The sequence below is a fragment of the Parazoarcus communis SWub3 = DSM 12120 genome (genome assembly GCF_003226565.1).
Lineage (GTDB): Bacteria > Pseudomonadota > Gammaproteobacteria > Burkholderiales > Rhodocyclaceae > Parazoarcus > Parazoarcus communis.
Genome location: NZ_QKOE01000019.1, coordinates 1 through 18,965, shown reverse-complemented (window position 1 = coordinate 18,965; position 18,965 = coordinate 1). Strand labels below are relative to the sequence as shown.

Annotated in this window: 22 protein-coding genes; 5 read left to right on the top strand and 17 right to left on the bottom strand. The window is 61.3% G+C overall.

Annotated features, from left to right (window positions below; translation table 11 throughout):
- Nucleotides 1–29: 29 nt before the first annotated feature.
- The 5 genes from DNK49_RS19060 to DNK49_RS19040 form a co-directional block, all read right to left on the bottom strand.
- A complete protein-coding gene (locus DNK49_RS19060) occupies nucleotides 30–701 on the bottom strand; it encodes a phage adaptor protein (protein ID WP_110528390.1) in 672 nt (223 codons plus the stop codon).
- Nucleotides 701–1,519 (bottom strand): RyR domain-containing protein, encoded by an 819-nt coding sequence (locus DNK49_RS19055; RefSeq protein WP_110528387.1) that lies wholly within the window; start codon nucleotides 1,517–1,519, stop codon nucleotides 701–703. The genes DNK49_RS19060 and DNK49_RS19055 overlap by 1 nt, the downstream gene beginning before the upstream one ends.
- A gap of 55 nt (nucleotides 1,520–1,574) precedes the next feature.
- Nucleotides 1,575–2,054 carry a hypothetical protein gene (locus DNK49_RS19050; RefSeq protein ID WP_110528384.1) on the bottom strand — a complete coding sequence of 160 codons (480 nt, stop codon included), beginning with the start codon at nucleotides 2,052–2,054 and terminating at the stop codon, nucleotides 1,575–1,577.
- A 61-nt stretch (nucleotides 2,055–2,115) separates the two neighbouring features.
- Nucleotides 2,116–3,411 (bottom strand): phage capsid family protein, encoded by a 1,296-nt coding sequence (locus DNK49_RS19045; protein ID WP_110528381.1) that lies wholly within the window; start codon nucleotides 3,409–3,411, stop codon nucleotides 2,116–2,118.
- Nucleotides 3,412–3,436: 25 nt separating this feature from the next.
- Complete coding sequence (locus DNK49_RS19040; protein ID WP_110528378.1) at nucleotides 3,437–4,522, bottom strand: hypothetical protein; 1,086 nt, start codon at nucleotides 4,520–4,522, stop codon at nucleotides 3,437–3,439.
- Nucleotides 4,523–4,695: 173 nt separating this feature from the next.
- Here DNK49_RS19040 and DNK49_RS19035 point away from each other — a divergent pair, with 173 nt between their 5' ends.
- Entirely contained in the window at nucleotides 4,696–5,208 is a 513-nt protein-coding gene (locus DNK49_RS19035) for a hypothetical protein (RefSeq protein WP_110528375.1), read from the top strand.
- A gap of 2 nt (nucleotides 5,209–5,210) precedes the next feature.
- Here the strand turns inward: DNK49_RS19035 and DNK49_RS19030 are convergent, their stop codons facing one another.
- The 7 genes from DNK49_RS19030 to DNK49_RS19000 are packed head-to-tail and all read right to left on the bottom strand — an operon-like array spanning nucleotide 5,211 to nucleotide 12,260.
- Entirely contained in the window at nucleotides 5,211–7,448 is a 2,238-nt protein-coding gene (locus DNK49_RS19030; RefSeq protein WP_110528373.1) for a portal protein, read from the bottom strand.
- A 22-nt stretch (nucleotides 7,449–7,470) separates the two neighbouring features.
- Entirely contained in the window at nucleotides 7,471–9,018 is a 1,548-nt protein-coding gene (locus DNK49_RS19025) for a terminase family protein (protein ID WP_207807047.1), read from the bottom strand.
- Nucleotides 9,011–9,745 (bottom strand): hypothetical protein, encoded by a 735-nt coding sequence (locus DNK49_RS19020; RefSeq protein ID WP_110528371.1) that lies wholly within the window; start codon nucleotides 9,743–9,745, stop codon nucleotides 9,011–9,013. Before DNK49_RS19020 ends, DNK49_RS19025 begins: the two co-directional genes overlap by 8 nt.
- 19 nt (nucleotides 9,746–9,764) lie before the next feature.
- Nucleotides 9,765–10,250, bottom strand: coding sequence for a hypothetical protein (locus tag DNK49_RS19015; protein ID WP_110528368.1), 486 nt, complete (start codon nucleotides 10,248–10,250; stop codon nucleotides 9,765–9,767).
- Between the two features lie 26 nt (nucleotides 10,251–10,276).
- Nucleotides 10,277–10,828, bottom strand: a complete 552-nt coding sequence (locus DNK49_RS19010) for a PDDEXK family nuclease (RefSeq protein WP_243632446.1) — start codon at nucleotides 10,826–10,828, stop codon at nucleotides 10,277–10,279.
- Nucleotides 10,829–10,846: 18 nt separating this feature from the next.
- Nucleotides 10,847–11,449 carry a hypothetical protein gene (locus DNK49_RS19005; RefSeq protein WP_110528362.1) on the bottom strand — a complete coding sequence of 201 codons (603 nt, stop codon included), beginning with the start codon at nucleotides 11,447–11,449 and terminating at the stop codon, nucleotides 10,847–10,849.
- A complete protein-coding gene (locus DNK49_RS19000) occupies nucleotides 11,403–12,260 on the bottom strand; it encodes a hypothetical protein (RefSeq protein ID WP_110528359.1) in 858 nt (285 codons plus the stop codon). Before DNK49_RS19000 ends, DNK49_RS19005 begins: the two co-directional genes overlap by 47 nt.
- 62 nt (nucleotides 12,261–12,322) lie before the next feature.
- Here DNK49_RS19000 and DNK49_RS18995 point away from each other — a divergent pair, with 62 nt between their 5' ends.
- Nucleotides 12,323–12,793 (top strand): hypothetical protein, encoded by a 471-nt coding sequence (locus tag DNK49_RS18995; protein WP_110528356.1) that lies wholly within the window; start codon nucleotides 12,323–12,325, stop codon nucleotides 12,791–12,793.
- 32 nt (nucleotides 12,794–12,825) lie between these two features.
- Here the strand turns inward: DNK49_RS18995 and DNK49_RS18990 are convergent, their stop codons facing one another.
- Genes DNK49_RS18990 through DNK49_RS18975 form a run of 4 tightly spaced genes read right to left on the bottom strand, consistent with a single transcriptional unit; the run spans nucleotide 12,826 to nucleotide 16,320 of the window.
- Complete coding sequence (locus DNK49_RS18990; protein WP_110528353.1) at nucleotides 12,826–14,055, bottom strand: phosphoadenosine phosphosulfate reductase domain-containing protein; 1,230 nt, start codon at nucleotides 14,053–14,055, stop codon at nucleotides 12,826–12,828.
- Complete coding sequence (locus DNK49_RS18985; protein ID WP_110528350.1) at nucleotides 14,052–15,839, bottom strand: DNA cytosine methyltransferase; 1,788 nt, start codon at nucleotides 15,837–15,839, stop codon at nucleotides 14,052–14,054. Before DNK49_RS18985 ends, DNK49_RS18990 begins: the two co-directional genes overlap by 4 nt.
- A complete protein-coding gene (locus DNK49_RS18980; RefSeq protein WP_110528347.1) occupies nucleotides 15,839–16,057 on the bottom strand; it encodes a hypothetical protein in 219 nt (72 codons plus the stop codon). Before DNK49_RS18980 ends, DNK49_RS18985 begins: the two co-directional genes overlap by 1 nt.
- Nucleotides 16,054–16,320 carry a plasmid mobilization protein gene (locus DNK49_RS18975; RefSeq protein WP_110528344.1) on the bottom strand — a complete coding sequence of 89 codons (267 nt, stop codon included), beginning with the start codon at nucleotides 16,318–16,320 and terminating at the stop codon, nucleotides 16,054–16,056. Before DNK49_RS18975 ends, DNK49_RS18980 begins: the two co-directional genes overlap by 4 nt.
- Nucleotides 16,321–16,413: 93 nt before the next feature.
- Here DNK49_RS18975 and DNK49_RS18970 point away from each other — a divergent pair, with 93 nt between their 5' ends.
- Nucleotides 16,414–16,680: a hypothetical protein gene (locus DNK49_RS18970; protein WP_133255127.1), complete on the top strand. Its 267-nt coding sequence runs from the start codon at nucleotides 16,414–16,416 to the stop codon at nucleotides 16,678–16,680.
- 75 nt (nucleotides 16,681–16,755) lie between these two features.
- Here the strand turns inward: DNK49_RS18970 and DNK49_RS18965 are convergent, their stop codons facing one another.
- Entirely contained in the window at nucleotides 16,756–16,989 is a 234-nt protein-coding gene (locus DNK49_RS18965; protein WP_165843383.1) for a helix-turn-helix transcriptional regulator, read from the bottom strand.
- 82 nt (nucleotides 16,990–17,071) lie between these two features.
- On the opposite strand from DNK49_RS18965, the gene DNK49_RS18960 reads away from it, so the two are divergent.
- Together DNK49_RS18960 and DNK49_RS18955 are read left to right on the top strand one after the other, a co-directional pair.
- The gene (locus tag DNK49_RS18960; protein ID WP_110528336.1) at nucleotides 17,072–17,923 is read left to right on the top strand and encodes a LexA family transcriptional regulator; all 852 of its coding nucleotides are present in this window, start codon (nucleotides 17,072–17,074) and stop codon (nucleotides 17,921–17,923) included.
- A complete protein-coding gene (locus DNK49_RS18955) occupies nucleotides 17,923–18,795 on the top strand; it encodes a hypothetical protein (protein ID WP_110528333.1) in 873 nt (290 codons plus the stop codon). The genes DNK49_RS18960 and DNK49_RS18955 overlap by 1 nt, the downstream gene beginning before the upstream one ends.
- The last annotated feature ends 170 nt before the right edge of the window (nucleotides 18,796–18,965 follow it).

The window sequence follows — 18,965 nt, the reverse complement described above, 5'->3', positions numbered from 1 at the left end:
GCGCCGCGACCCCTACAGGGGGTGAAGACCTACCAGGCGATGTTGTGATGGGGTTCGTCAGCCCTGCCGGCGTGACGCAAATCGGCATCAGGACGAGGCCCGAAGTAGCGCGAGAACTCGCTTTCGGCGCGAGCTGCCCGATTTGGGTCGTACGTTTCTGTGTCGGGGATTGAATACCCTTTGTAGAGCGCCCACTGCACAAGGTGGATGTGGTGGACGCCTCCAATTTCCGGCGTGTCGTCGTCATTCACCATCTGACGCAGTGGCAGTCGATAGCCCTCGAGGAGCAACGTGCCACCAACACCTGGGGCGGGCACAAGCCGCAGCAGATTGGCGTCGCGGACCAAGAACTGCGGATCATCCGGATCCAAGTCTCGCCAGTCTGGACGATGGCCATCGATCCATTCGCGCGAGACAAGGCGGAGCGGCGATGACCTGGCGCCGTTGAGCGGTCGCCAGGTCTGATGGCTGATCTCGAAGAGCGCAGGATCCATCTCGCGCTCCGCAACGTTCGCAGAAAACGCGACTTCACACAGGCTTGACGCGGTCGAAGGCGTTGCACGCAATAGCCGCGCTCGAATGGCGGCCTCCGCTTCACCGTCGTTGAGCCAGTCGGTGATGTTCTCGGTACGCCACAAATAGGGCACACGAAGATCATCAGCGGCAACCCGCACTCGACGGATCAGATCCGCGAGGGTCATCAGCGAACCCCGAACTGCTCGATCAGGTTAGCGACTTCGGTGCGCAGGGCTGCGACAGCGCGACGCTTGTCCAGGCTGACTTCGTACTTTGCCGCGTAGGCTTCGAGCGCGTCCTTGTCCATGGTCTCCACCAGATTCAGCGTGCCTTCGAGCTCCTGGCGCACGGCGTCTTCGCGCTGGGCCTGCGAGGCAACCAGCGTCGCCACATCGTCGTCTTCGTTCGACTCAGGCAGCGCTTCCGTTTCGTCAGGGGCAGCGACCGCGAACTCAATGAAGCGCAACAGGATCTCGGCGTCTCGCGTCGGCACGCGCTTGGTCTCGCCGGGCTGCCAGGTCGCGCGTATCGAGGTCCGGTCTCGATAGACCTTGCGGCCGCGATAGGTGATCGACACGATATCGGCGCCGGCGTCGCGCAATGCGCGGACTGCGCTCAACTGGCGCGTCGGCGCAGGCTGTTGCACCTGCACAGTGTCGGGGAGGTCCTTCAGTGCGTGTACAACCGCGCGGAAGAGATAGTCCTTGGATTTCTGTTCGGTCGGCAGCTCCGCATAAGGCACACAGCAGGGATGTTCCTTCTTGTCGGCATCCTTCACGGGGCCATACTTCCAGCCGTCCTCAAGCTTCTGCGCAAGCCAGGATTCATGCGATTGCTCTGGCGTCGCCTCGGGGTTGGCAAGGTGCATATCGACACCCGCCAGTGCGCTCGCGCGTTGCCATTCCGGCGCACTTTCCCACTCCGGTTGCGACGGGTCGCCGATCGATGCGCAGTAGGCGCGATTGATCTCGTGCGCAACGCGCGCGATGAGTGCTCGTTCCATATACCCTCCATGAAAACAGAGGCCACAAGGCCCCTGCTCCCGATTCGCTCAGCGGTTATTCAACGCCTTCGGCAATGCCGAAGACCACGACCTCAACCGCCGATGCTTTCGCATTCGCGGCCCCACCGGTGGTGACGGTCAGCCAGGCCTCTTTCGGCAGAACCGCGGACGGATTCGCGGTTGCATTGCGCAGCCGTGCTGCCGAGCTCATGACCAGTGCAGCACCGAAGTAGTCGTCGTCTTGCGGGACTGCCGTGACGTCGACGCCATCGGCGTACTCAAAACCCACCTTCGCGGTCACCGATGCAGACATCGCCGTGGCGATGATGATCAATGAATCCACAATCCGGAATCCCGCCGGCAGCAGCCCGACCTTGATCTTGTCGCCACTCGCCACGGCCGCGGCTGTGTCCGAACCAATGACGGCGCCGGCAGCGTTGGTTGAAAAGTGATACCGCAGGGCCGAGAGGTTGCCCCACGGCGTCGAGCCAAGGCGCACGCGTGCGTCCTTGTCGGATTTTGTGATCGTTGCCATTCTTCAGATCTCCTTGATTGGTGGCAGCCTTTTCGCGACTGCCACCAGTTGCGATTGCTGGTTACTGACGGGCGCCGATGATGCGAACGGCCGTGTCGATGGCAACGACCCCGTGGTCGGTGAAGTGCTTCTGGCCATTGCCTTGATCAACAAACCAGCGGACCTTGCTGATGCCCTGGATGGCGCCGATCAAGAGCTCCATCTTGTCGTCGTGGTCGAACGACTTCTCCTTCCAGAAGAACGGCATGCCGCCATGGCCGCTGGCGGCAAATGCCTGTGCGATGGCTTGACCGCCCAGCAAAATCGAGCGATCAACGGCGTGCGTGGTGCCAAAACTTGCCGGCACGGTGCAGGTCGATTCGGCTTCGCTCGTGAAACTCGCGCAGTAGTTGATGGTGTCGCCCGCGTAAAAGCGGATCGGCTTGGGCATCTTCATCAGCAGGATGCCGTTCCAGAGGCCGCACTCGCCCAGGAACAGCGGGTGGTTCTTCGCCTTGGCGGCACGCGCCATTGCGCTGGCCTGGAACTGACGGAAGTTCGGATCCTGAGAAAATGCGTGGTACTGCGCAGGCGACACGAGCAGCACGCGCAGGGGCGAGTCCTCGGCCACCACGTCGCCAGGGATCTTCACGGCCGGCGGCGGCAGCGCGATCGACTCCATGACCGTGCGAATACCGTCAACGGTATCCATCTCGAGCACATCGGTGCTCGCCAGATCGATCTCGCCGGCATTGACAGCAAACGGCTTGATGCCATTGGAGCCGTCGGCGATGTAGTGACGGTTCTTGGTCGGCGCGCGCACCACGTTGATCGCGATGCTCGCGAACTTGGGGTGATCGGCAACCGGCACGCGCCACTCGATGTTGTCCTGGAAGCCGCGGGCGCCAGCCATATGAACCAACAAGGACTGGTCCATGTAGCTATCCATCAGCGACTGGGCGACCGGCCGACCGACGCGGCGGAAATCCACCGGTGTGCGAATGGCGGTCATGGTGTCGCCGAGATCCACGGGGAAGCGCGCCTGATTCACCCGCACGCGGGACGTGTCGTAACTCAGACCGGTCCCCTTCCCTTCGGCGTGCTCGCTGCCCATGATCGGATAGGCACCGACAGGTTGCAGGAACTGGAACTCGACTTCGTCACCCTTGCCGCGGGACAAGTCCATCGACTTGACGATGGGCATGTCGGTAGCCGTCTGCTTGCGTACGACTTCGCCGGCCGCGGCTTCGCCCTTGGGCATCGGGCCGGAGAGCCGACCCAGTGTGGAGTTGCGTTGCATCGCCTGGGCAAACAGCCCGGCGGCGAGTACTCGTTGCTTATCCGCGGCCGACGCCGGGACGGTGGTCTTCGTGGGCATATTCAATGACTCCTATGAGTTCAGATCAGATTCGGTCCATCAGCGCATCGATCTGCTCTCGCGTCATGCCTGACACGCGATCGAGCAGTGCGCCGGCATTGCCGGCCATCGCAAGCGTCTGTTGTGTTTCGTCGACGGGCGCCGCTCCGGGCACGTCAGAAAGTGAGACTGGAACACGCGGCTTCGACGCCTCCGGCGCGGTCTGCTGAGTGCTGGATTGCTGTTGCTGTTGAGGCTTCGGCTGCGACTTGGTGAAGGCGTCGAACACCTCGATCACCTGCTGTGAGCTGCCGACCGCGATGGCGTGATCCACGCCCGCACGGGCAAACGCGGGCAGGCTGTTGCGCCAGGCGTCGAACTCTGCCGAGTCGGCGATCTCGTAGGCGTGCGGGTACGCCTGCAAAATGGCTGACTCGTGCGCACTGGATGCCGTCTGGGCTTCGCGGATCACGCGCTCCTGGCGCTCTTCGCGCAGCGGCGCAAGCTCACGCTGGAGCGTCTCGGCGAATTCAGCGCGCAGTTGGGTCTGCGCCTGCTCCATCGCGCGACGATTGACCTCGGCCACCCCTTTGGCGATGGACTCCTCCGAGAAATCGCCAAACACGGACATGTCGACACCCTGTGCGAGCGCCTGGGTCGCTGCAGCCAGGTTCGCGTCCGCCTGCGTCTGCGCCTGACCGGCATCCGCACGGCCTTGTGCGCCGGCCTGGGCGTCGGCGAGGTTCTGCTGCTGTTGCGTGGTGAGCGTGCCAATCTGCTGTCGGAGCGTTTCCACTTCCGCGCGCAGCGCATCGCGCTCAGTGCGGGCTTCAGCCAGCTTCTGGTACGGGATCGTGTAGTTACCGGACTTGCTCAGGATGGGGGCGCCTGCCGGCTCCTGGTCGGCGGCTGATGCCGCAGCAGAAGAGGCAGTGTCGACCGCGCTTGCGGCGTCAGTCGGCGCGGTGGTGACTGCAGGCGTCGTTGTGGATTGACTGGCCGCAGCATCCGCCGCATTGCCGTCATCCGCGCTACCCTGCGGCTCGTCCTGTGTGAATGCCGTATCCTCGTTCAGCGTCCCTTCCAGGGCTGCCTCGAGAATCTGGGCATCGGTCATGTCCTTCACGTTCATGTGCGCGCTTCTCCAAAGCTGCTCTGCAACAATGCACAGGCAGTGTCGGTGCGCACGCGAACACAGTTCCAGCCCTACAGGGGGTGATTGCAATCAATCACAACAAATCCGGGCACTTGCAGGTATTCAAATGTGATCTATGCTGATCTGATTCGGGTCACAAGGGGATCGTCATGTGGTACGACACCGTCAAAGATCTACTCAAAACAAATGCCCCGGGTACCGTGATATTCACGGGAATTGCATTTGTCTTCTTTGCAGCCCTGATCTGGAGTTTGACAAGCCGGGTCGGCGGTGCGGCGGATGACCAGTCGTCAGTGAACGCAAATAGGCTGGTTGCTCTGATTGGCGCGCTTTGCGGTTGGATTATCGGAACGGCCTTTGCGCCATTCTCGGACGCCGAGCGGGAGCATTTTCAGCAGATATCTGGGGTGATCTCGGCATTTCTGTCGGGGTATGTCGTCAGTAAGCTGGATCGCTTCGTCGAAGCCAAGCTGTTCCCGGTGAACGAATCAAGCCGGGATTCATGGGCACGCGTGGGGCTTTTTGTCTCTGCGTTCCTGCTCGCATCCGTGACCGTCTTTGTGAATCGCCTGTACGCCTTCCGCGATCCTCCTCAAACCCCAGCGATCAAAAGCGAGGGGCAGCAGCCGGCTCAACCGCAGCCTCCTCCTCCGACACAATAAACCTACACAGGCAAGTTATCTTCCGTCTCGGCCGTCTCGATACCCCGCATCGGCGAGGCGCCATCATCCGGTACCGGTGGGAAGGTCGGGCTGGTGTTGTTGCGAACAGGCGGCACCGCAGTATCTCCTACAGGCTCTATGTCAGGCGCCGGGCCGTTCGGTACCGGGAAGTTTGGATCATCGCCCATCGGATCCGGGCGCTGGTAGCCGGCGCCCTGCATGATCTTGTCGGCGATCGGGGCAATCATCGGCATCTGCGCCACCTGAGCACCGCCCTGCATCGCGCTGAATGCAGCCTGGACACCAGTTTGTACCGCTTCGGCCATCAGCTTTTTGATCTTGGCCTCGCTCTCGGCCTCTCGCATGGACAGTTCACGTTCCTTCAGCTCGAACATCAGCTCCCGCCTGATCTCCTCGCGCATCTGATCCGGGTCTGGGGCCTTGGCAGCGGCCTGGATCGCCTGAACCACCTCCTTCTTGCGTGGCAGATCCATCAGATCCACCATGAACGGCAGCGTCACGCGCTGCAAATCAGGCGGTGCGCCCTTTGTCGATTCAGACAGCGCACGTAGTTGCTGCGCCCGGAAGCTGCTCGAGCTCGGCACGTCCTCAAGCGCGACCTTCAGCCGGGTGCGCTGCACATCGTTCGACAAATATTGCAGGCCGGTGGCCGGATCGGTCTCGGGGTGGTTGAGAACGACCGTGCGCGGCGGGTTAAGGGTATCGCCTTCAATCACAATGGTCTGTTCTTCACGCCCCATGTCCTCGATGATCATCGCCATCAGGAGTTCGCCCACCATTCGCCGTGCTTCTTTGAAGTTGTCCATCAGGTCGGCGATTCCGACCTGCGATTGTTCAAGTTGCGTTTGCTCCTGAATGCCGGAGCGCGCGGTCCCTTCTTGCCCGGAAAAGGCTGGACTGATGCCGCTCACGCGACCGAGCGCACGCCGACTGTCCTCCATCAACTGGAACTGCTGATTGTTCAACTGAAAGTCGCGCTTGACGTCAAAGCGCGCACCTGGTCGAGCCATATGTTCTGCGTCGAGCACGATATCGGCATCAACGCGGGCAGAAACGCGTCGGAACACCGCGTCATCCATCGCGACAGCACCCTTCGTGCGCTCCGTACGCGTGGCAGACATGCCCCAGCGCAGCTTGCTGATCGAGGCGTTGAGATTGTCTTGCGGAAAGAGCATGTCGCGAACCAGGCCGAAAGGTACGCCGGTCATGTCCTCCCGATATCCCCAAACGGGCACGTAGGGGAAGTGCTCGTGCGGGTACGGGCTCGGACCATCATGCAGCCGATGCGGCCCCATCCAGTACGCGCGGCGGACATGCGGCAGCACTTCAGTCTGAAGCGTTGCACGGCCAGTTGCCAGCGCAGCTTGGTGTAGTTCGTTGTTGGGGTCGAACTTCACGGCACGCCCATTCTTCGCTTTGAGGATGCTCACCTCGGCCCATCGCCGATACCAGAGTTCAGTAATGCAAACCTGCTGGTTCTCCTCGTTGAACCACGCATCCTCTTGCACCGTCCAGGCGCGCTCGGCCTCCATGGCCTGAGCAAGGCCTGTCGACTGCCCGCCTTCCAGCATCTCGCCAGCCATATCGGCGATCCACTTGTCCGCCTCGCGCAAGATGATGTCGCGGTGCTCAGGAAACATCCGGGCTGCGCGCTTACGATTTACCCAGCGACGCCGGAACAGCCACTGGGCGTCGGACATGTCAGGCTCCCGCGACGACATGTCCCACCAAATCTCGTTGCGATGCACGTATCGGCACTTGTACGGAAATTGCAGCGAGTTCGACGCGCTGGCGACCTCCACGAAGCCGATGCCGACGGCCGCGCCCGGGCGAAACGCCTCGGAGAGCGCGCGATCAGCGTGGCTGTGCCGCTCTGCCTGGTTCAGCCGATAGTTCAGCGCATCCGCCACATCCTGGCCGCCTGGATCTCCATCAGGCGTCACGCGCCAGTCTGTGCGGGTCTTCGCCTCGTAGCCACACACTGCGGCAATGGCTGGGCCGATGATGTTCTCTTTGGCCGGTGGGATGCCCAGCGCTTTCTGCTTTTGAAGCAGTTCGGAGTCGAGTTGGTTGCCGTCGGCGTAGTCGGCCTCCTTGTCGGCATTTACTCGCCACGGCGGCTGATTGATGGCTTCGCGGACGATCTGTGCAAACTCGTCGATCGAGATCGGCGTATCGGCCTCGGGCAGGTCTGTGTCGTGGGTCAGGTTTGCGAGCATGGTGTGCGGGTGCTCCGGGTGATCAGGTTCGCCAGTCAGGCGGTGGGGGTTCGTGGTAGGTCTGCGCTGTAGCGCCAGGTGGTGGGATGCCGTCGACAAAAGTCATGGCCACAGCGTCGCCTTTGTCTGGGCTGCGGCCGAGCGCCTCGCGAACCTCGTCCTTGTCGCGCATCTGGATTGCAGCCACCTTTCCCATGGTCACAACCTTGTAGCGAACCGCTGCAAGGTCGGCGAGCAGCTCCGGATCGGGTGGCAGCGCGATAGGCTCGGGGGCTGTCGGATCAAGCGCCTCGCGCAGGCGCCAGTACATTTCGGCACGGCGGTTTCTGAATCGCAGTTTGCCTGCCTTGGCCATGCCAGATGCCGACTCGGAGCCGACGACGGCGAGCACGTTAAGGTTCAGCCCCACGAGGAAATCGAGTGCGCTCGAGCCGATCCCGATGGCGTCAATGCAGATGCATGCTCCGTCTCGCACGAGCGGCACGGCAAATCCAGCTGCTGTTGGCCCGTCCTTGGTTACCGCGCCTGGCGCTGAGACGATCTGATCAAACCAGTTGCCGTGACGCCGAGCGATCGAAGACTTGTCGATGCCACCTCGAGCGGGATCAAACCCCACTGCAGTCATCAACCCTTTCGCGTCGCGCGGCTTCCACCTGGCCTGTGCAGCCTTGATCCACTCGGTTGGTATCGTCTGCCATGCAGGGTCAGACGCCCCCGCATTGAAGTCGCCACGCAGCATCTGCGAGCGTAGCGGCTCCGGCAGCGCCTGTAGCGTCGCCTTGTACCCCGTGGAAAGCAGGAACAGGTTGTCGTTGACCGAGGACGGGATGAACGTGCGACTTTTCGGCTGTGTCAGGTCCTCGCCAACCATGACTGGCTCGGGCCCTGGAACCTCCTGATCCTCACCTTTCTCGTTGGTCACATACCAGCGCAGTTCGCCCGGTTTCGCGGGATTAGGGTGAGTCGGCTCGAGCCAGGCCGCCCAGTACCGCTTCACCCATTCACCTTCCGCAGTCGTGGGTGGATTACCGGCGCAAACAACCCGCTGCCGAACGTCTGGCCTGTCCGTCCGAAGCCAGCCGATCAGTGTCCGGAACTGCGCTTCGGTGAAGTGGCAGATCTCGTCGAACAACTTGGCGTCGTGGGCGCGCCCCTGGTACTTGATCCAGTCGCCAGGCTCCTTCACGCTACCAAGTTCCATGACGCGTCCACCCGGAAGGCGCCAGACGCCGTCCTGGCTGTTATAGCCCTTGCGGGTGCCGAGGATCGCGGTCATGCGCTCCTCGATGCCGACGAGTTGAACGGCCTCGCGTCGGAAAATGATCGAATGCTGTTGCGACGTGAGCGATAGACCCAGCAGCAGATCGGTTTTCCCGCCGCCTGCTGCCCCACCGTAAAAAACGATATCGGCTGCAGACTCAAATGCCTGCCGCTGCGGCCCATCCTGCGGCACCCACAGCGGCGCGTCGCCAGCCATCAGGATCGTATCGAGCTCTGCGCGCGCAGCAGGGTCCAGCTGCTTGACCAGCTCCAACATCGCAGCGGTGTCGAGCGCAGCTGTATCAGCCATTTCCGGTCACCCGTTTCAGCATCGCAGCCGCGACTTCCGGGCTCGAGGCAAATAGACGCGACAGCCGAACCGCACGCTCTGCATCGGTCAATGCACGGGCGCCGCCGGCCGGCTCTTCCCCGTTTGGCGTCTTGGCGCCAATGTTGAATGCCTCACGCTCCTTATCGACCAGGGTCGCGAGGGACGCCGCCAGATCCTTCATGGTCTTCGCGCGGCCGGGCAGCGATACGATCGCCTGATAGAGGTCGTTGAACTTGTCTCGACCGTACTGATCGGGATTGCGCATCATCTCGCCCAGTTGCACGAGCAGCGCAGCCTGTTCCTCGCCGCAGGATGCTTCGAGCTCGGCCATCATCGCCATCACGACAGTACGCGTGCGCTGGATGTCCCGTCGGTGTGACAGCAGCACATCAGCGACGCCCTGCGCATTGGCTTCGACGATCTGCCGTTCGGACGCAGTACGCTCCGTGCGTACCTCACTGCGTACCGCCTCTTTGCGTACCAGACCCTCCGCTCTCGCCTGGATCTTCGCTGAAAGGTCACGCTCCCACCCGTCACGCCTGGCGCGCTTGCGAATGGCGCCTTCGGAGATGCCGTGCTCGGTCGCAATCTCGCGCAGACTCTTGATCCCAGCCCGATAGTCGAGCTCGATGCGCTCCCAGTCCGGAGGTGACTTTTTCTCAGGCGCTGGGTTGTCTTGATTGGGGAAGGCGTCGTCTCTCATCATGCCTCCCATCCTCCCCACATCAACTCGCGCCTTCCAGCCCCACAAGGGGTGACGAACTTTCCAGCGCACGAACAGAGCGCTCGAGCTCCCGCATTTTCGCCGCCATAGCAGATGCAAGCTGCTCGGCCTCCAGCCCAATGCGTACCGACGCATACTGTTGCCCGGCACCGGCCATGAGCTCGCCGAGAAGGCGCGCTTCGCGTGGCGTCAGCTGCAGCACCTCGTCACCAATCTCGAGTATCGAACCGCCGTCGGGCAGCAAGGTGCGTGTGATGGCGCGTGCCGGCGCGTGGTGCTCCATCGGCACATAGACGCCTCGCTGCACGCGACGAACCCTGCCGATATCGACCAGGTGTCCAAGCCGGTCGTCGATGATGCCGAGCTTGATGCCGGTGACGTCGGCAAGGGTCTCGCGCGTGACAAGCTGCTCGCTGGCGTACAGATCCTGCACGGCCTCGAAAATGATCTCGGTGGTGGACTTCGTTTTCGGGTCTTTTGTGCGCATTGGTTTTTACCCTTCCGTTGTCGCTGTCACTCAAACACCTCAACATCCCATCCGCCGCCGTCCTTCTTCGGCTTAACCCGCACCGCCAGGAAGCGGAACGGATACTGCTCGGCCGCGATCTTGATCTTTGCCCGCGCGTCGTCTTGCCAGAACCCTTTAACCTCATGGCACTCGATCTGTCCGGACGCGAGCATCACGGCGTAATCCGGGGTGTAGAACGTGTTGTCTGCGAGGCGCAGCTTCAGTCCTTCGAACCGGTACCAAAGCACGTCACCCGCAGCCTGGCGAACCTTCAGCGTCGCCTCATACGCTGCTTCGGTCTTGTTTTGCTGGCCGGCCTTGAGTCGCCCGAGCGCCAGGTGACCGCCGCCTGCCTTCCCGCTGATTCGATGCCTTGCCACTACCGCCACTCCTTCATCGTTCCTCGATTCCCTCGTACCCACTGCTTCTCCACCGCTTCGCGAATCTGCGGGTAGATGGCGCTCTTTTCCATGACCTTGAGCGCGGCGCGATTGCCTTCCGCCCTCCATCGCAACACCTGCCTGACCAAACAGCGATTCCTGTGCGTAGCCGTCCATGTCGATCCTCTTTCGATGTCAGGCAGCAACATCAGCTGCAACCGCGTTGATTGCCGCACTCGCCCGTGCGCTGACGATCACACCCTGCTCCACGTGGTCGGCGAGAATGCGCAGAAACTTCGGATGACCCTGCTCGGCGAGCTCGATGATGCGGCGCTCCCACAGCGACCCACGCGCACCGCGATCAGGCGGCGTCTTGGCCCATGCCAGGCCGTCAAATGCCCGGCTGGCGATCCTGTCGGCGGCCTGGCGAAGCTCTTGGGCTCGCGCCTGAGCGACCTCCTGCGGCACCTCGGGGGCTGGCAGCGCCACGGGGGCGTCGGGGTGCTGTTGGCGGCACAGATCGAGAAATTCCGGCAGCGTCGGCGGCAGATTGCGATGACGGCAGGCCTCAAGCGCGCGAGTGATGCGCTCAGGGTGGTCAGAAAACCCGGCCAGCTCCTGCCCCCATGTCGCCTTGGCCAGCAACAAGCCACGATCGAACCGCTGACCGTCGTGCTCGATCACCTCGCCACTGCGCCAGCGATCGAGCCACAGCGAGCCGTACAGGCCCTGCATGCGATCGAAGATGCGCTCAACCCAGCTGTCGCGGAGCGGTGGGCGCTTCGATGGTGCGTTCATCGTTCTGTCCTCGGTTTGCGTCTGCAGCGCACGCTGCACGGAAGTCGGAAAGTCGGGTGCTCGCCGCGATAGCGCGGCTCTCGTCTCGGGACATGCGGCCAGGAGATGCACGCGCATTCGGGGCGGATATCGGCTGCGGTGGCTCGAGCAATGCAGGTGCGACGTACTTGAGCCCAGTGCGCTGATTTGGGCGGCTCGCGCGCTTCGCCATCGCAATCTCGACAATCTCGTCGTCGGTGCGAAGTGCAAGGATTTGCGCCCAGGTGTCTGCGGGCAGGTATCCCACAGCTGCATCGGACATCCCGGATTCCCGCAGGCGCCTGCAGATCTGCCCTGCCCTTCGTGACGCGTCGGATTCCTGAGCGAGCTGACCGACGATCACTGGCCCTACACTGTCAGAGTGTGTCGACGCTCTCTTTAGAACCTCTGTATCTGCTTCTGTATCTGTATCTGCTTCTGGGGGCGTTTCTGTAACGTTACCTGCTTGTTGCAGCGTCTTTTTCTTCTTCTCGCGATGGCGCCGAACCCGCTCTGCGCTTGAGTCTGAGATGAATTGGCGACGCTCCCAGGCGGTCGGTGTGTTGTCGTCGTGAATGAGCCCTTTCTGCAAAAACCGAGCCTTTGTTCGTGCCCATTCGTCGTCGCTGATACGTAGCTGAAACGCGACCTCCTCATCGTGTAACGTTACATCGTCGTTAGCGCAACGAAGGCACAGCACCATGATGAAGCGGCGCTGATCTGCCTCGCTCATCATCTGCACCTTAGGGTCGGTAGCGAATTCGGCGTACAGGCGAAACCATTGGTTTGCCATTACGCGTCCTCGCAACTCACGTAGATGGCATACTTATTCTTTTTATCACCCTGACTTAGATTATGGCTTTCAGCTATATCCGCGACGTTCTGGATGAGATGCGCATACGTAGAGCGGAAAAAAAGGAGATAAATGACCATTCGCGGCGGATTTTCGAGCTGCAGAACACAGCAGCAGCGGATGAGGACGATGCTCCCCCGGGCGTGCTCGGCACCGGAGACTGGGGGGCCGTACAAGCCGCTGAAAACTGGCTCGCTGTGATCGTTACTCGCCACTTGAGCCGTCGAGCTGCGAAACTGGACGTTCCAATGCCGAGCCGCGATGAACCTGAGATGTACCGCTCCATGGAGTGGGATTACGACAATAACGAAACAGCATTTCTCACTGAACGAGGCATCTTCGAAGTTAAGGCGCGAATCCGCGAGGAAGAGAAACACCGCCGCGAGGTCTTCGGGTTTTGGGTCACGACCATTACTGGCTTGCTTGGTGCAACAATTGGTGTCCTGAGCTTGTTGATAAGCCTGATCAAATAGCGGATGTCGAGATCTGCACTGACAAATGGAGATCATGCTGCCTCCTCTAGCCCGAACAAGTCGTGCTGCTCGGCTCCGTTTGCATAGACGGTCACCCCCAGGAACTTGTCCGCGTGCGGCTCATCCCCGCTCCAGCCGTCCGGCCAAGTGCCCGACGCGATCAGTTCTCGGATGCGTGCCTCTTCCTCCGCGTCAATCAGGGATAGCTCAGGCATACGCGGCGGCCTGGCGACGTTGCATTCGGTCTGGATGCGGAGGATCTCGCCCAAAGCCCAATTGCGCGCCTCAAGGGTGAGCGGGCCCATTCGTTGTGGGTTCGCGGCGATCGAGCCGTCCTTCAGCTTTTCTGCGCCGGACTTGCGCAGCCTGTGGCGTGGCTCACGCAGTTCGCGGTAGATAGGCTTGAGCCCACGAAGAGGTGCCAGCCATTGCCAGCGTGGCATTGCCAAGATCGCCTCAAGGGCCTTTTCTTCCTGGGCCAACGGACAGCCAACGCACCCGGTCCGAGCATTGATCTCCTCAGCCTCGTCGCCGCCGTATGCGTCTGCAATGATCTCGGTTGGCCACTCACCGTACTCGGGCAGCGGCGCCCAGTGCCGTAGCCATTCCCACACATGGCACACACGCCAATGCAGTATTGGCGCCAGCGTTGCAATACGACCACGCACGCCTTTGCTATCCGGCAATACCTGTTGATACCAGCCTTGCCCGCACTCGGCGCCGTCCTTGCTGCAGCTCATCTCGATGCGACGGTCGCGGATCGCGCTTTCGCCCTGACGCACGCCGGTAATCACGAGCGCTGTACCGTCACTCAGCGTCTCAGCGATTGCGACCGTCATCGGATCAACCTTGATCTGACGGGTGCACCACCTGAGCGTGTTGTTGTTTGGTGGCGGTACTCCTCGGCCCAATATGTAGGGCATGAACCGCTTGTCGAGCGATGCTCGTACGATGCGACAGGCAATTCCACGCTCATTAAGACAATCCATGATCTCTTGCGCAGCGATCGCCAGTGGCGGGAGCTCCTGCCGCGTGTCCGCGTAGAGAACGGTGATGCGCTTCGGTGCAACAATCTTGCCAACTGCAATCAGATACAGGATCAGCGTCAGCGTGGCCGTCGAGTCCTTTCCGCCCGACCAGGCAAATACCCAGTGTTCGTGTTGAGTTCCATAGGCCATCATCGACTGCACCGTGAGCTCGATGGACTCTGTCATCTGTAGGCGAGCGCCGGCTTCAAACAAAGACAGGTCGCGCGTACTCATTGCTCTCCTCCCTGCGCCACGCTCAACGCCACCGCCACCGGCCGCACCCAGATGGGTGCCGCGGACAGCGCGAAGGTCTCACCGCTCCACGCCAGCAGCAGCGTTGTACCCATCACCCCGGCGATGGCCTCGGCGGCGGCAGGCGGGACAGCGTTGCCGATGCGTTCGCGCCATGCGCTGTCGGAGAGGCCGTCGAGCTCGAGCTGTTCCTCGGGTTCGACCAGGCTTTGCAGGGCTGCGAGTTCCAGGGTGGTGAATGGGCGGTGCCAGGTGCCGTCCAGGGCGCGGATCACCGCCACGAGCTTGTCGGCCGGCGCAGGCATGCTGAAACTGCCAACTTGCTCCGAATCGCAAACTCGCGGCTCCGCAGCACCCTCCATCGATGTCGAAAAATGGGAAGCGCGTGGATCTGCTACCGACCACCGGCCGTTGTCGTGGCACGCGGCGGCAGAGACTGCGCCGCTCGGCTCATCCCACCTGGCCACGCCGTAGTGACCGCCGGTGAGGTAGTGGTCGCCAGACTGCGGAATGCCGTTGGGGCGAGGGTCGGCGACGGCGTAGGCGCCGTTCGCATTGCCGGCAATGACGGTGCGAGCCGGCTGGCTCCATGACTCGACCTTGTACTTGCCGTGCAGCGCCGAAGGATCAGCAGCCCCACGTGGGTCGGCCACGCTGTAAGCCCCCTGCAGCGGCCCTTGCTGGCCGGCGACGGTACCGGTGCTCTCGCCCCACTGGCGCACGCCGAGCGCCTGGCCGTCCTTCCACTTGGCGGACTGATCGAAGCGCGGATCTGCAACCGAGAACGCGCCGTTGCTCGGCAGGCTTTCGCCCTGCACCGTGCCGCACGGGGCGTCCCATCCATTCACGCCCAGGTACCCACGACGGTGCTCCGGCACGATCAGGTAATCCCGCAGGTGCCCGTTCTCCACCGCCAGCCGGTTCAGGCTGCGCCAGTCGCTGCCGGCCTCGACGAAGGCCAGGCGCACCCAGGTCTTCCACTGCAGGCGGGGTACGCGGTGCATCGGCCCGCCGGCAGGGTCGCCCGGCAACGCCATGCGCTCGAGAACGGTGCCCACGGACTGCAGGCGCTTCTTGTCCGGTTCGTACAGGAAGGGCGCCACCTTGGCCATGTGGCGGGCCACCAGCAGGAAGCGCTTGCGGCTCTGCGCCAGCGCGCCGATCTCGCCGCAGTCGTGGGTAGTCTCGGCAACCGCGTAGCCGTAGGCGCGCAACAGATCGCCGATCTGGTCGAGCAGCTGCCGGCCGCGGGTGGCGATGCGGGGCACGTTCTCGAACACGATCAGCTCGGGCGGCTCATCAGCGAAGGCTTCCAGCATCAGCCACACGCCTCGAACGGTCAGGCGGTTCAGCGCCTGGTACTTCGCCGTCTTGCTCTTGCCTTCGGCCAGCAGGCCGGAGAAGCCCTTGCACGGGGCGGAGAGGAACACGATATGCGGGTACTCGCCGCCGGCCGCTGCGCGGATGTGCGCGGGGCCAGCCTCGCGCCAGTCGGCGGGCGGCTCCACGCCGTGGAAGTCGATGAACTGGCTGCGGTCGAACAGATCCAGCACCGTGCCCCGCGCGCCGGTCAGGCGCTCGAAGTCACGGATGGCTGGCGCGTCGACGTCGATTCCACCGATGCAGCGGAACTTGCCGACCATGTTGCCGACCCGGGGAGATGCCTTGTTGAAGCCCTTGGCGCCGCCTCCGAGGCCGCAGAACAGGTGAAAGTGGCGGATCTCGCGTACGTCAGGCGGAGAAAGCGTGAATTCGTCGCGACCCATCACCGCCCCCTCCCCGCCCGCACCATCTCGAAAATCTCAATCGCGCCACGAATCACCCACGCGAGCACCAGCGCCACCAGCGACAGCACGATCAGTCCCCACATCGGGGCGGTGATTGCCACCACCGACAGTTCCACCACGCCGGCCAGGTTCAGCATGGCCAGACACAGCGACAGCAGCACGGCCGCAAGCTCGATCAGTTGGTCACGGGCGATCATGGCAACGTGCCCTCTTTGCTCCCCGATGCGGCCCCCAATCCGGCCACCCGAGACAGCCGTGCCGCGTACAAACTGGCAACGTATTCATAGCCATGGGCATGGACCATCAACAGATCGCGGACATACTCGGCGAGCGACAGCCCGGCAGATCGAGCCATGCGTTCGAGCCCCTCCTTGGTGTCTTCGTCGGTCCGGATCTTGATCTCGGCAGTGAGTTTGCCGAGTGGCCCGGTGTGGCCGCTTCGGCTCATGGGAACGGTCATGCGGCCTCCTGATGGATTAAACCGTGACTGGAGAGCAACCCACATTGGATACAATGAAGTTTCCACACACCATTGACTCCAAAGGGGTTGCCCGTGAACGAAAACGACATCCGCAGCTTGGTATTCACCACCATCACTCCTCTCTGGATCGCGCTTCACGAGAAAGGGCTGATTCCGCTCCACGAGCTCGCGCTGTACTACGAAGACGCTCTAGCGCGGCGCCGATTCGAGCTCGGAGAGTCGGACGGCGACACTCAGCTCGCTCAAGAGCTTGCATCGTCGATTCACAAGCTCGCAGCCGCTGTTCAAGCTCGCGGACGCGCTGCCAAAGGAGGTGCGGATACCCCGCCGAGCGCATGACTTCGCCGCAGGCGCCTTCAAGCGCAGGGTCGATCACTTCGCGTTCCAGAATGGCGAGTCGATCAAGGGGCAACTTCATGCGGCCTCCTGGGGTGTTGTCGGCTGAGTTGCTGGCCTGTAGATGTCGTCGTAAGTCACCGAAAGCCCGTGACTCGCAGCCACCTCAATCACCTTCTGCGCGAGGTTTGGCCTGATGACGTAACGACCGATCTCCATGTTCGAGACGGTCCCCTGAGTGACGCCAAGTGCGGCCGCAAACTCAACTTGCGACAGGCCGAGGCGTTTGCGGATGGAGATGATGGTGTTCATGAAGCGCATATTAGTCCGACTGATTTTATAAATCAATCGTCGGACTGCTTGCAGTTCAATCAGCCGCGCTAATAATCGCTATATGCCAGCTCAACCACTTTCACCAGAACAGCGATCTGACGCCGCCCGCCTGAAGGCTGTTTACACAGCGAAGAAACGAGAGCTTTCGCTTACCCAGGAAGGCCTAGCAGCTGCATGCGGATGGGAGTCTCAAGGAACCGTCAGCCAGTACTTCAATGGAAAAATCCCGTTGAACATTGACGCGGCAGTGAAGTTCGCTCGCGTTCTGAAGGTCTCCGTTTCGGAATTCAGCCCACAGCTCGCTTCTGACTTGGCCAAGTTGCATGACCCGGGTGCTCCGATAGAACGTGATCCAAGTCACATGGCAAGCCAAAATGCCGACGACCTATCACCTTCGTTGAATGGCCGACTCCTAAACTCTGACGCAGAATCGGTCGAGATGAGCAGACTTGGCCAACAACTATCGCAAACTCAGGCAGACACGGTCACCGTGAGTGTCTTCGATGCGCGCGCGTCGATGGGACTTGGACTGGCTGAGCCTGAGCACGATACAGTCGTTGACCACCTCCGACTGACTAGGGCTTGGGTGCGCACGCACCTACCGACAATCTCAAGCCTTGAAAGTCTTGCGGTCCTGACGGCATATGGCGATTCGATGACTCCAACGTTCTCAGACGGCGACATTTTGCTGGTTGACCGCGGCGTCTACGACATTAAAGTCGATGCTGTGTATGTACTTGCGCTAAACAACGAGCTTTACATCAAACGCATCCAACGCCGTATTACTGATGGAGCTGTGATCGTAAAGAGCGACAACCCACTCTATGACCCAGTAGTGGTAGAGAACGGTACTCGTGAGGGGCTACGCGTTCTCGGACGTGTCGTCTGGGCGTGGAATGGACGAAAGCTGTAATGATCCGAACGCAGGTACTCGCCGCTCTCGTGTCTGTTTCCGTATTTGGACTGCTCTCCTGTTCTCCCCTTGCACCCCAAAAGCCAGTCATTGTCGCTTACATGGAAGAGGCTGATCGTGCGATTGCTCGGTCAGATTGGGTCAAGGCTTACAGATTTGCCGAAGATGGACTCATCAGCTCTCGTGAGGACGTTAAAGCCCGCGCAATGCAAATGATGCGCCAATATCCACAGTTAATCGCGGCAGCCGAATCCACCTTCTCGCGCGAAAGCATCGCACGAACGGTAGAAATTCATGCGCCTGGAAAAGGTATCGAGGTTGAGTCGCGCCGCCTAAACATGTTTCGGGTAGTCGCTTCCGATGATCAATACGGAAGAGCTCTTGAAAACCTTCAGTCGGTTGCGGCCCTCAGTGTAGATCCCCTCATAGCAGACAGCCGAACCAAAGAGAACGATTCACTGGAAAGGGAAAGACAGGAAGCTAAACGCAAAAAAGAGCAAGAGGTTGCAGCACTAGAGTATGCAAATGCAGTTCTATCGGCTGAAGAGGCGAAGAAGCATGCTCGGTATAGGTGTGGGACCCGACAAGCTTGCGACAAATCGTTTGCCTTGACGCAAATTTTCATCAGCGAGCGTGCAGATATGAAGATCCAAGTCGCCACCAACACCATCATCGAGACGTATTCGCCAACGGATGCAAACCGAATCGGTATGAAGGCCATCCGCATGCCTGGTAGAGGTGAGTCTGCCGAAATCACGATAAGTATCAAATGTCGAGACGATGGGAGTATCGCCTCCAAGAGTCTCTGCGCAATGACGCAAGATTATCTGTATTCGCTTTACCCTAAATTTTTGGCTTCCGCAATGCGCTGAAGCCTCTCAACGATCTACTTGAGAGTCGCTATGAGCAAGATCTTGAATCGCCCCGGGTTCCGTGGAGGCCGGTTGGTTTAAGTCAGGTCGCGATCGCGGCCTGACTGGCGAGCTGCCTGTAGTAGTTTGCCTCAGCTTCTGCGGGCGGGATATACCCGATAGGTTCAAGG

Bases quoted from the DNA above. Each gene is read 5' to 3' on its own strand.
- DNK49_RS19060 (WP_110528390.1), bottom strand. From the start codon at position 701: ATGACCCTCGCGGATCTGATCCGTCGAGTGCGGGTTGCCGCTGATGAT.
- DNK49_RS19055 (WP_110528387.1), bottom strand. From the start codon at position 1,519: ATGGAACGAGCACTCATCGCGCGCGTTGCGCACGAGATCAATCGCGCC.
- DNK49_RS19050 (WP_110528384.1), bottom strand. From the start codon at position 2,054: ATGGCAACGATCACAAAATCCGACAAGGACGCACGCGTGCGCCTTGGC.
- DNK49_RS19045 (WP_110528381.1), bottom strand. From the start codon at position 3,411: ATGCCCACGAAGACCACCGTCCCGGCGTCGGCCGCGGATAAGCAACGA.
- DNK49_RS19040 (WP_110528378.1), bottom strand. From the start codon at position 4,522: ATGAACGTGAAGGACATGACCGATGCCCAGATTCTCGAGGCAGCCCTG.
- DNK49_RS19035 (WP_110528375.1), top strand. From the start codon at position 4,696: ATGTGGTACGACACCGTCAAAGATCTACTCAAAACAAATGCCCCGGGT.
- DNK49_RS19030 (WP_110528373.1), bottom strand. From the start codon at position 7,448: ATGCTCGCAAACCTGACCCACGACACAGACCTGCCCGAGGCCGATACG.
- DNK49_RS19025 (WP_207807047.1), bottom strand. From the start codon at position 9,018: ATGGCTGATACAGCTGCGCTCGACACCGCTGCGATGTTGGAGCTGGTC.
- DNK49_RS19020 (WP_110528371.1), bottom strand. From the start codon at position 9,745: ATGATGAGAGACGACGCCTTCCCCAATCAAGACAACCCAGCGCCTGAG.
- DNK49_RS19015 (WP_110528368.1), bottom strand. From the start codon at position 10,250: ATGCGCACAAAAGACCCGAAAACGAAGTCCACCACCGAGATCATTTTC.
- DNK49_RS19010 (WP_243632446.1), bottom strand. From the start codon at position 10,828: ATGGACGGCTACGCACAGGAATCGCTGTTTGGTCAGGCAGGTGTTGCG.
- DNK49_RS19005 (WP_110528362.1), bottom strand. From the start codon at position 11,449: ATGAACGCACCATCGAAGCGCCCACCGCTCCGCGACAGCTGGGTTGAG.
- DNK49_RS19000 (WP_110528359.1), bottom strand. From the start codon at position 12,260: ATGGCAAACCAATGGTTTCGCCTGTACGCCGAATTCGCTACCGACCCT.
- DNK49_RS18995 (WP_110528356.1), top strand. From the start codon at position 12,323: ATGGCTTTCAGCTATATCCGCGACGTTCTGGATGAGATGCGCATACGT.
- DNK49_RS18990 (WP_110528353.1), bottom strand. From the start codon at position 14,055: ATGAGTACGCGCGACCTGTCTTTGTTTGAAGCCGGCGCTCGCCTACAG.
- DNK49_RS18985 (WP_110528350.1), bottom strand. From the start codon at position 15,839: ATGGGTCGCGACGAATTCACGCTTTCTCCGCCTGACGTACGCGAGATC.
- DNK49_RS18980 (WP_110528347.1), bottom strand. From the start codon at position 16,057: ATGATCGCCCGTGACCAACTGATCGAGCTTGCGGCCGTGCTGCTGTCG.
- DNK49_RS18975 (WP_110528344.1), bottom strand. From the start codon at position 16,320: ATGACCGTTCCCATGAGCCGAAGCGGCCACACCGGGCCACTCGGCAAA.
- DNK49_RS18965 (WP_165843383.1), bottom strand. From the start codon at position 16,989: ATGAACACCATCATCTCCATCCGCAAACGCCTCGGCCTGTCGCAAGTT.
- DNK49_RS18960 (WP_110528336.1), top strand. From the start codon at position 17,072: ATGCCAGCTCAACCACTTTCACCAGAACAGCGATCTGACGCCGCCCGC.
- DNK49_RS18955 (WP_110528333.1), top strand. From the start codon at position 17,923: ATGATCCGAACGCAGGTACTCGCCGCTCTCGTGTCTGTTTCCGTATTT.